Raw genomic sequence first — 10,209 nt, 5'->3', positions numbered from 1 at the left:
GGTCCCCTATCATTGTTGTCGCAAATGCGCTACAGCCTCATCAACGAGGGCTGGATACCAATAGTCGCGCTCGGCTAAAAGCTTTTTCGCATTCTCGATCGGCTCGTTGCGGACCTCCACGATCTGCTCTGCACCGGGCGGATTGGAAGGGTTTCCCGTATGCGTTACTCTCACAACGCCCCAAGCCCAAGCCTTCAACGGGTGCGGGAGATGGTCCCTATACGGCCGGTCTTTATACCCGATGCCGACGTGCGCCCCCACCCAATGAAACTGGCCGACGGCTGTCACGCCTGCTTCCTCCACGAGTTCGCGCCGTGCGCAGTCTTCGAGTGTCTCGGCCGGTTCTCGTGTGCCACCTGGCAGGGTGAACGGACCTGCGGCTTCGCGCACGATCACGATTGATCCTGCAGCATCGTCTACAATGCAGACGAGATGGACGCTTTGAATATACTCCGGGTCCGGCATCGTCCTCCAAAAGCGGACACGAACTTGGGCCCACGGCCAATGAACAGGTTTGAAGAGATCCTGGTCGAACTTCTTGTCCATCTCACCCACGTCTATCTCTCCGAGGGTACAAAGCATTCGATACGATGCTGCCATCTTGAGCGTTCTGCATGCGAATCGTCCACATCTGCTCCAGACGACCGATGCTGAACGCCAGCCTTCGAACGAAGATGTACGCCGCTGCGTCCGGTGCGTGATCTCGGTAGAGCACTCGCCAAGCGGTGCGGAGAGTCTTAGCAGCACGCGATCGGGCGGGTTCAGCTGGAAAGAGTCCGAGTGCTCGGCCCACAGCTTCACTTCGTCCATATGACCGAAGACTCCGAAGATCCGCTGCGATCCTCAAGGGTGCGTGGTGTATCACGCCCGCCATGGCGAACGCGATGGCGATTCCCGCTGAGCGCCGCCGGAGCTCGAACTCCCGGTCTTCTCTCCATGCTAGCCGATCATCAAAATGGTATCCGCCCATTAGCGCAACGACGTCTTTGCGGTATAGCAGAGGTGGGCTATACGCCGTTATCCGGCGCGAATGCAGTGCGTCCTCCGTGAACCTGCGGGCCCTGGCAGGTATAGAGGTCTCAATAGATTTCTCATCGAACACAACCCGCCCACGCACGAAGTCCGCGAGATCCATGCCTGCCGCCAGCGCTTCCACTGCGCCTGGCTCAAACGTGCAATCCGCGTCCATCAGGAGAATCCAGGGTTTGTCCGTCTGTGCTATCCCGAGATTATAGGCAGGCCCAATTCCGGCCGTGCGTGAAGTGATAATCGTAACATTCGGCCGTTCAATCTGCCGCAGCTCTTCGTTGAACTCGTTGGTACTCCCATTGGACACGATCACCACCGAAACAAGATCGTTTCGAATGGAATCGAGGCATTGATGTACCCGTCGGTCGTTCAGGACGGGTATGACGATGGCAATCCGCTGCAACCGAGCGTCTAGGTCTTGCGTGAGTTCTGGTGCAGGGGTCAGTGCTGCGCGAGTTCGTCGCTCGGTCGTGCCGTCAGAAGTGAGGAAATGGATAGGCTGGCTCTTACGGCTCACATTGACCCCTCTTCGGTGTGCGCTGCTGCCGTCATGAAGTTAGGGAAGCACGCAGCCGCGTACCTGATGCAGCGACTTCGGCCGCAATCCTGCAGGATATGCACGCAGCGCACCCCCGCTGAGGTCGCGGCGGCGAGGCCAGTAACGGAGTCTTCAAATGCCAAAGCGACGGCGGGCGGCACATCGAGAAGTCGCACCGCCTCCTCGTAGAGATCAGGAGCCGGCTTGGGACGTGCTCGGTGATGGGAGTGAACGACAACGTCGAAGAGGGTGGCTAGATCCAGTCCAGTCGTCAATTTCACTCCTGCGAAAACTTCTTGGACGCGCCAGGCTGGGGCGTTTGTGACGAGTGCAGTTCGAACCGAGCTACCGCGAGCGCTCAGTATGAAGTCCTCCACGCCTGGCAAAAGCTCGAGCGTCTTCCTCGCCTTCTGGCGATAGTCGTGCGCGAACCCCGCGATCGCGACAAGAAGACTTTCCTCGTGGATTCCAAACAAAGCTTCGGCCGTCGATAAGCCGTCGAGCTGTTTCGCCGCCACCTTGTCAACGTCAAGGGCGCTTGCTTGCAGCCCGTATTCATATCCCGCTCGTAACCAGGAATCACGAAAGGCGGTTTCCGTGTCGACGATTGTCCCGTCGAGATCGAAAAGTAAGGCCCTCGGGCGCCCCAGATCGCAACGCAACACCGGTTTCATTCTGACCGACGCCCATCGGTCCCAACAAGCTCGGTGATGCGAAATTGCCCCGGAATTCTTGCAATACCGGACGTCGAACTTTCAATTCTCATCTTTGAGATCCCCCGCCTGATGGATATCGCCTTATCATCCCGGGAGTGGAACCTCGGGGCGAAGTGCGAAGACTTTTGGCTTCCTTGATACAACTCCTCGCGGGCGAGTCTGTCAAGGCACACGCATCTCAAGACTTACGTTCACGAGGTGTCCGGGATGGCGCTAGCGGAGTGTGGGTCGGTTGAGGCCGGGACCCACGCGGTGCACGAGCACGGAGCGCGGAGCGCGGCGCCGTACGCCCCCCTCATCCCGGTGGACAGCACTGTCGATGCTGGCGCCCGCCTTGAGCCGGGCAGAGCGGCGCGGCCTACAAGGTACCGACAGTGGGCAAGTGCCGCGCCCCGGTCAGTCCGGTCCTTTGAGCGTCTCTCGACGGTGGTTGACCGGTCGTCGTGGCGGTACATGACTGACCTCGTCGTCGTCTTCCCCGCCGACATGAAGGCCGGCACTTCCGCGTCGAGGTGCTCGCGGCTCGGCGGCTGAGCGCGTGACGTGGTGAGGTGCTCGTTCGTCGGTAATCAATCAGATCGCGTCCGATCGCACCGGTTCGGTAGCGGCCGCTACTACGGCGCAGACCCCTGAGCGAGCCGCAGCGCCGGCTGTTGGCTCTCAGCGCGGTGCCGCTGGCTTCAGTCCGGCATCGACGTGCGGACCGACAGGCCAGCCGTCACCCACTCGATTGGCTTCCCGCGCACACTAACCACCTCCCCGCCCTGCTCGCCGTCTGCCTTTCCCTCCGCTCCGTCTGCGTGCTCGTCCTCACTGTCGCGTGACTTAGCATCTGCGCTCTTGTGAGCGCACCGGACGAGGCAGCGCGCCGTTTGGCCGGCCGCAGGCTCCGGCCCCCTTTATTCGTGCCCTCTGCCGCATCTCGGGCTGGCACCCTGACCAGGTATTGCGCGCCGCAATATGCCAGTGCCGTGGTTGGCGGGATGGGCTGGGTGCGCTGTCTTCACGGTGCTTGTTCAAGATAGGCGAGCGGCGGCTCGGTCACATGAGGATGGGAAGCGCCAGGAACTGCGTGAGGTCCTCGCCATCCTCAAACGCCAGAAGCATCGAAGCGGCCCGCTGACCGCCCCCATCTAAACCGATGCGGTACGAGCGACGCGCGATGCGACGCAACTCATGGGCGCTCGGGCTTGATGCGAACGCGATCCGGATGAGCTTCGCAGCCACCAGCGCGGTCGCGATAGGCCGCAACGGGGAACGAGCCATCCGGGTAACGGCGAGGAGGTGCTGAGTTGCGGAGCTGTGTCGCCCTTCGGCCGCGTCTAAGGAGCCCGCGATCAGCCGGAAGTACGCGTGGGACTCCGGATCGCGGGGATTGATCCGCGCCGCCTCCGCGAGATGTCCGCGCGCGGCGGTAGGGTCAACGGTTCGCTCTGCGTCCGCTCGGGTGCTGAGCATCCAGAAACGGATAGAAGCCTCCGCCGCCCGCCGGACGTCCGGCAGGGCCCTGTCGAGCGTCTGTAGCGCCTCCGCCGGCCGGCCGGCGAGGAGCTGCAATTCCGCCAGTTTCCACATCGCCCATGCCGACTGCGATGGGTTGCTGTACGGGATCCGGTCGGATGCCTCGCTGATGCGCCGGATCGCTTCCTCGAAGCGACCCTGCAGCTTCAGCGCGTCTGCGGACCACGTGATTGCGTCGATCTGATTGCCGAGCCCAAGGGGCCCTAGTGAGTTACTCAACTGCCAGACTCGTTCCGCGTCGAACGCCGTGTCGCGAATCCGCCCGCGCACGTTCAGCAGTTGCACTCGCCGTGCCAGCGGCAACACCTCCTCCGCGCGTTGGCCGCGACGTACGGCCCGCGCCACTAGCGCAGTGTCGAAGATGGTGCTGGCGCGCTGTAGTCCAAACGCTGGGAGCAGAGCAGATATCTCGTTCGGGTGCGGTCGTGGCCTAGGTCCGTTTTCCCGTCCGCGCAGGGAGAGGAACGCCATCAGCGCGGCTCGGTGCTGGCCCTGTTTCCGTAGGGATCGGCCGCGGTTCGTCTCGATCTCGTCGTTGCTTGCACCGCGCCGTCGAGCCAGGACGGCCATCCGAATGACCGCCTCGTGCTCGCCGGATGCGAAAAGCACACGGATGGCGGCAGCTACTCGCGCTGATTCGGAGAGGGTGCCGAGCGCCTGCGCGGCCCGTTCGGGCACGGGCCAGTCGCGGCGGCGCGGAGCATCGGCCGGGTGCAGCCGTTCCTGCTCGCGGCCCATTGCGGTGCGAAGCAGTTCGGTGGCGTCCGCCTGCTGCCACGTCACCTCGGGCGCTGCCCCATGCCGGGTCTGAGCTGCAACGCGTTGCAGGAAGATCCGTGCAGGGTCACTCAACTGCGGATCTTGCGTTTCTGCACTTCCGTGCTGAATCAGATGTACCGCTGCGGGAGGGTGGCGGAGGAACAGTTCGACGATGTCGAGATCGCGGGAGCCCCAGCCGACGACAAGGACGCGACGACCCGCGATGGCGTCAACAAAGGGCTCCGCAAGTGCGTCCGGAACCCCGATGAGGTACTGCTCGATCGTGGTCGAGATCCGGTCCTCGTGGTCGACGTCACCGTGGAGATGCATCACGTTCACGCCACCAGGGCTTGCTGCCTCGTGCAGAAGGTCCATGTTGACCGTCGCTACCTGGGCAGGAAGCTCAGCGATCAGCGCGTGCAGTTCGTTGGGCTGCCCACCCTTCACGAGGTCGTAGATTTCGACCAGCGGACGATCTGCGCGCACCCGATCAATGAGATTCATGAGGTGTTCGAGGCGCAGGCCGCCATCATCGGACGCGGTCGGGGTCGAAATCACCTCCGCCGCATCGCTAAGCACGGCCTGGTAATCAGGTAGCGATTCGCGGACCGCTTGCCAGGCCACAGCCGTCAGATCCGCTCCGGACGGCAATGCGGTCGGCGGTCCCATGGAGACTCCGGCGCCGGTGAACACGACGTCAGCCCACGCCGTGCCCGGGAACTCTGCTTTTCTCATGCGCGGTCCAGTCGATTCGGGTTGCGATTGGAAGGGGCGAACAAGGCGCATCCGCTGCTGTCATCCTCGGGTGCGGCGGCTGCGATGGCAATCGCTCGGCGCGCTCCCGTCTCGCCGCACGGCGTCCGGGCACCCGCCAGGGAACGTCGGGGACGCAGCGGGTCGAGCGACACCGGTCGCCAGCGAGGGCGACCGGGTGGCAGCAGACGTCAGGTCGGTGGTCATGGCCGGTCTTAGAAGAGCGCGGCCAGCAGGCCGCGTTACTTTCTCAGAGTTGCGAAGAAATTTGCCCTGAGATTTGCGCCATCGAGTATAGAGGTCACGGTCTTTTCAGCGTTCGCAGCCTGGTAGGTGGCGTTGGTCTTCTATGGCCCCGCGTGCGCGTCGCGTCTAGAGACCGCGCAACGCTCACACCGCGAGCGCTAGCTCGCCGAAAGCAACTGCAGGATGTTCGGCCCAAAGTCTCTGTCAAGAGCGACCCGTCGAACAACGCTGAGGCCGCACGCACTGCGGTCGGCGTCCAGCAGACTGCGATCGTCGACTGCCGTCCGACGAATCGACGAATTGACGACTGCATCGCGCCCCGTATGTGGCCTGTTCTGGGTCATGTACCGCGCTCGTCACCCCAAAGGATGACCTGCAGGCGCGGCGTGAAGTTGAAACCCTCCTTGATTGCCGCGTCGGCGAGGAGGCGCATCGATCGCTGCTGCTGACGTTCAGTCGCTCCTTCTGGCATCAACCACACCCGATTTCGCGAGAAACCGACCTCTCGGCTGAGAGCCACGACCTCAGAGACATCCTCGACATTCGACACTACGAACTTGAAGGCGTTTGCGTCGGCCGTGGCGAACGTCCGAAGGGTCTCCGGCCGTATCCGGCGCTCGAGAGGCACGTCGCTGTTACTCAATTTAGGTGACACGACGAATCGGTTTGCTCGCGTAGCGAGCATGCGGGATGGGCGAATAGTGCCATTAGTCTCGAATTCCACCCGCAATTCGGGCGCTGCCTCGTTCAGCGTCACGAGAAGTCGCGTTAGCGCGGGTTGCTGCAGAAGCGGCTCTCCACCCGAGACAACGAGAAGAGACGGTCGCGGGTTGATGGCCAGCACGTGCGCGACTACGTCGCTGATCGGCATCGAGGTGATCTCCTCCGCTTCGTTGAACCGCGTCCAGTCCCACGAGTAGGCGGTGTCACACCAGCTGCAGCTGAGGTTGCATCGCCCCAGTCGAAGAAATACGGCGTACTCGCCCAGGCTCGGCCCCTCGCCCTGCAGGGAGGTGAAAATCTCCGAAACGTGTAATCGGTCTCTCATCGGTGCACGGCCACACTCGAGTCGGCGGTCTCCCACATCCGGACCGAGGTGAGCCCGCGCAAATGAGGCTCGAGCGTCTCGAAAACCCAGCTTGCGACAAGCTCTACGGTCGGATTATCGAAGCGGTCGTTCAAGTAAGTATGGTCGAGAACCTGTACGACGTGTGCATCCACGATCTGCCGGATTTCACCGAAGTCCGTAACAATGCCGTTCACATCCAGTGGACCTGTGATGGTGACTTCCAGGCGGTAGCTGTGCCCGTGAAGTCTCGAGCACTTGCCTCGGTGCCACGGCAACACGTGTGCAGCCTCGAATCGGAAACTGCGGGTCAGGCTATGTTTCATGGTCCCCCTCTTGGGTCAAATTTCGATGCGTTCGAGCGATTGCGAACGTCGGCGGTGGATCGTGTCGCGGCACGGGTCGCGCGCAGTTGCTTTGTTGTGAGCTACCGTCGAGTCGTGTCACGTTGTACTGGATCGTATGCGAGTGGCGGCGGCGGCCCGACCGAAGACGTTCGTCAACTCCGGCTCATCGACGGTTCCTTGCGACCAGTCCGGTGGGGATTACCGTGGCACTTCCAATCGCCCGCCTACTGGATCGCACGTACCGAGGAGTGGCTCCTCCGCGCTTCCACTGCGCGCACCCCCCACCGCCTGGGCGTGACCTTCGCCGAAGAGGTGGTCGCCTGTTTACTCGGAGGCCATGGGATCACGTACGAGGCGAACGTCGCAGCGTTCCGCGCGCTTCGTGCGGCTGGTCTGCTCGCGGAAGGCTCCTCCGCGTCCGCCGAAGTGCTGTACTCAAGACTGGTCGAGCCGATCGTCTATGCGGGGCGCAGCTTCCGCTACCGATTTCCTCGCCAGAAGGCTGCTCGTATCGCCGCCGCGCTCGACCGACTTCGGTTCGAGCAAGCTCCGCCGGAGCCACTCGCTGCAAGGGAATGGCTCCTGACGTTCCCGGGCGTCGGACTCAAGACTGCGAGCTGGGTCGTCCGGAATCACTTCGGATCTGCCGACGTAGCGATCATCGATATCCATCTCATGCGTGCTGGCGTCCAGGCCGGCGTGTTCGACGGCAGATGGACGCCGGCAAAGGACTATCGGCTCATGGAGTCAGCGTTCATTTCGTGGGCAGATGTGGGCGGCGTGCCCGCGCAAGATCTCGACGCCGTCGTGTGGATGGACCAGGCAGCTGCGGCACGTCGCAGGCCCTCTCCGAACCGATCCCAACTGCTGGACCCGAAACCCGCTACAGTACTCAGAAACGAGGGGACGTCATGAGTGGTAGCGAGGGGCCGGACCTTGATTTCGGTGGCGGTGGACGTGAAGACGACTGCGGCAGCGTGTCGACTCTTAAGGCGCTCGAGCAGCCCGACCCGCACCTCGACGATCAGCTACGTAATGGCACCATTCTGACCCTGCAACTCGTCGAAGGAGATTTCCCCACGATCGTGGCGGTGCTTGCTGAAGGCCAAGTTGCCGGCGCCGTCATGCCGGACCAACGCCTCATCAATTGCCTCCGCGCTGGGTTCCGATACTTCGCGGAGGTCAGCCGCACTTCCGGCGCGATCACGCTTCGAGTGAGCGCTGCGTGAAGATTTTAGGGGGCACCTACCAGGAGCGCGTCACGGCTCCGGAGCATCATGAGGACCTCGGTGGCAGCGGATTCCGCGCGGCGGCGGCGCTCAGCAGAATGCCCGACGTGTCGTTCACGAGCAGCGTTGAAGCCGCCGGGGACGCACTCTTCCGCTCAGGACTCTCGACGCTTGGCATTGCGGGGGAGTCCGTCCCGCGCGACCACGCGATCTCGTTCAACTACCTCGCGCCATTCGCTGAGCCATCCATCAGCGGCCGCCCCGCGCGACTTGAGCAGCCATGTCACGTCGCGGACGACACCGTGCTGGCGTTTGGCATGATCGAGGACGGCGATATCTCGGTCACTTCGGAACGCCTGATTTATGACCCGCAAAGCGTCACCGACGCACGAACCGATCAGCTGTTGCGCTCCACCGCCGGTCCCACCGCCCTCATCGCAAATGCGCGCGAAGTTCGATCGATCGGTCGTCGCGAAGACGTCGAAGCCGCTGCGCGAGCAGCTATCGCCGACCTGAACCTCGACGTGGTCGTCGTCAAGGCGGGCGCACGAGGCGCCCTCGTCGTCGATGCAACTGCCGAAGACGCTCAGTGGGTCGGTGCGATCCCTACCGACGAGGTCTGGAAGATCGGAAGCGGGGACGCCTTCTCAGCGGGCTTCGCTTACGCGTGGGGAAACGGAGCGTTCCCTACGGACGCAACGCGCGTTGCGAGCCGGGCAGCCGCATGGTGTTGTTCGACGCGCACTATGGCGCTGCCACCTCAACTCCTGACCGGACTTGACGTTGACGGGCTTACGGGAACGCACCTCGACAACGACGGCCGACAGCCGACGGTTTACCTGGCCGGCCCGTTCTTCACCGTCGCCGAGCGATGGCTCGTCGACACATGCCGTATGTTCCTTCTCGAAGCCGGTGCGAACGTCTTCAGCCCCATCCACGACGTCGGGCCCGGCGCTGAGGAAGTGGCACAAGCCGACCTCGACGGGCTCGCTGACAGCGATGTAGTTCTGGCGCTACTCGACGGATGGGACGCCGGGACCCTCTTCGAAACTGGATGGGCAACAGCCCGCAACATCCCGATCGTCGGGGTCGCCGCGAATCTGGGGGGCATCCAGACAACGATGCTCGCAGGTACGAACGCCGAACTGCACCAGGACGTCACGACGGCGCTCTACCGAGCCATTTGGATCGGCCTCGGCACGCCGCGTCGGAGACGTGCCCGTGTCGATTGACTCGCAACCCAACACGCTTCTGCTTCTCTCGGGTGGCCTTGACAGCTCCGCCCTCGCTGCGCTTCTCCGTCCGCAGCACGCGCTGTATCTCGACTATGGACAACGCCCAGCGCATACGGAGCAACGTGCCGCCGAGCGAATCGCCACGGAATACGGCATTAGGCTGCACGTCGCCACGCTCGGCATCCGTGACTTCGGATCGGGCATCCTGCACGACGACGCAGACGCAGTGAAGGATGCTCCGAGTCCCGAATGGTGGCCGTATCGCAACCAGTTCCTCGCAACAGCCGCTTCGGCGTTGGCTTTGAAAACTGGGTCGGAGGCCATCGCGCTCGGGACTGTCCGCGGCGACGGAGATCGGCACCTCGACGGTACCGAAGAGTTCTACCGGCTGCTGGATGCACTGGTTGCCTACCAGGAAGGCGGCATCCGTATTTCAGCCCCAGCCATCAATTACACCACCGAAGAACTGCTAGTCGCCGCAGGCCTCGGTGCAAACATCATCGCCGAAACAGCATCGTGCCACCGGTCAAACTTTCCCTGCGGTGCTTGCCCCGGCTGCTGGAAACGCCAACGTGTGCTCGCCAGCATGAACCTTCCCGGCTACAGCTGGAACAGTTAGCGACGCCGCGGATATGCAGCACGCTGGCCTGGACCACTCGTTCGTGACGGCCGATTTGAACGTCTAGCGCATGCCGTCGGCAACACATGTGTGTTTGGTAGAGGTCGTCTTCAAATCATCGTGCCTGCGGCGGGCAGGCGCAGCTGATCTC

Annotated in this window: 10 protein-coding genes; 4 read left to right on the top strand and 6 right to left on the bottom strand. The window is 62.9% G+C overall.

All coding sequences use genetic code 11. From position 1 onward, the window contains the following. Positions 1–9 precede the first annotated feature (9 nt). From C1N91_RS12690 to queD, 6 genes are all read right to left on the bottom strand, one after another. Positions 10–546: an NUDIX hydrolase gene (locus C1N91_RS12690; RefSeq protein WP_175416016.1), complete on the bottom strand. Its 537-nt coding sequence runs from the start codon at positions 544–546 to the stop codon at positions 10–12. Between the two features lies 1 nt (position 547). Then, positions 548–1,546, bottom strand: coding sequence for a glycosyltransferase family 2 protein (locus C1N91_RS17250; protein ID WP_137768007.1), 999 nt, complete (start codon positions 1,544–1,546; stop codon positions 548–550). Further along, on the bottom strand, positions 1,543–2,241 hold the full coding sequence (locus C1N91_RS12680) for an HAD family hydrolase (RefSeq protein WP_137768006.1): 699 nt from the start codon (positions 2,239–2,241) through the stop codon (positions 1,543–1,545). Before C1N91_RS12680 ends, C1N91_RS17250 begins: the two co-directional genes overlap by 4 nt. Positions 2,242–3,324: 1,083 nt before the next feature. Further along, complete coding sequence (locus C1N91_RS12675) at positions 3,325–5,256, bottom strand: tetratricopeptide repeat protein (protein WP_137768005.1); 1,932 nt, start codon at positions 5,254–5,256, stop codon at positions 3,325–3,327. A 646-nt stretch (positions 5,257–5,902) separates the two neighbouring features. Continuing rightward, entirely contained in the window at positions 5,903–6,610 is a 708-nt protein-coding gene (locus C1N91_RS12670; RefSeq protein ID WP_137768004.1) for a 7-carboxy-7-deazaguanine synthase QueE, read from the bottom strand. Further along, the gene (queD, locus tag C1N91_RS17245; RefSeq protein ID WP_137768003.1) at positions 6,607–6,954 is read right to left on the bottom strand and encodes a 6-carboxytetrahydropterin synthase QueD; all 348 of its coding nucleotides are present in this window, start codon (positions 6,952–6,954) and stop codon (positions 6,607–6,609) included. The genes C1N91_RS12670 and queD overlap by 4 nt, the downstream gene beginning before the upstream one ends. Here queD and C1N91_RS17240 point away from each other — a divergent pair. The 4 genes from C1N91_RS17240 to C1N91_RS12645 are packed head-to-tail and all read left to right on the top strand — an operon-like array spanning position 6,946 to position 10,058. Next, positions 6,946–7,890 (top strand): 8-oxoguanine DNA glycosylase, encoded by a 945-nt coding sequence (locus tag C1N91_RS17240; protein WP_394586654.1) that lies wholly within the window; start codon positions 6,946–6,948, stop codon positions 7,888–7,890. The genes queD and C1N91_RS17240 overlap by 9 nt on opposite strands. Further along, positions 7,887–8,204 carry a hypothetical protein gene (locus tag C1N91_RS12655; protein ID WP_137768001.1) on the top strand — a complete coding sequence of 106 codons (318 nt, stop codon included), beginning with the start codon at positions 7,887–7,889 and terminating at the stop codon, positions 8,202–8,204. The genes C1N91_RS17240 and C1N91_RS12655 overlap by 4 nt, the downstream gene beginning before the upstream one ends. Next, positions 8,201–9,436: a PfkB family carbohydrate kinase gene (locus tag C1N91_RS12650; RefSeq protein WP_137768000.1), complete on the top strand. Its 1,236-nt coding sequence runs from the start codon at positions 8,201–8,203 to the stop codon at positions 9,434–9,436. The genes C1N91_RS12655 and C1N91_RS12650 overlap by 4 nt, the downstream gene beginning before the upstream one ends. Then, on the top strand, positions 9,426–10,058 hold the full coding sequence (locus C1N91_RS12645; protein WP_217496430.1) for a 7-cyano-7-deazaguanine synthase: 633 nt from the start codon (positions 9,426–9,428) through the stop codon (positions 10,056–10,058). The genes C1N91_RS12650 and C1N91_RS12645 overlap by 11 nt, the downstream gene beginning before the upstream one ends. Positions 10,059–10,209 lie beyond the last annotated feature (151 nt).

Source organism: Curtobacterium sp. SGAir0471 (assembly GCF_005490985.1).
Lineage (GTDB): Bacteria > Actinomycetota > Actinomycetes > Actinomycetales > Microbacteriaceae > Curtobacterium.
This window is presented reverse-complemented; position numbering and strand designations above follow the sequence as displayed.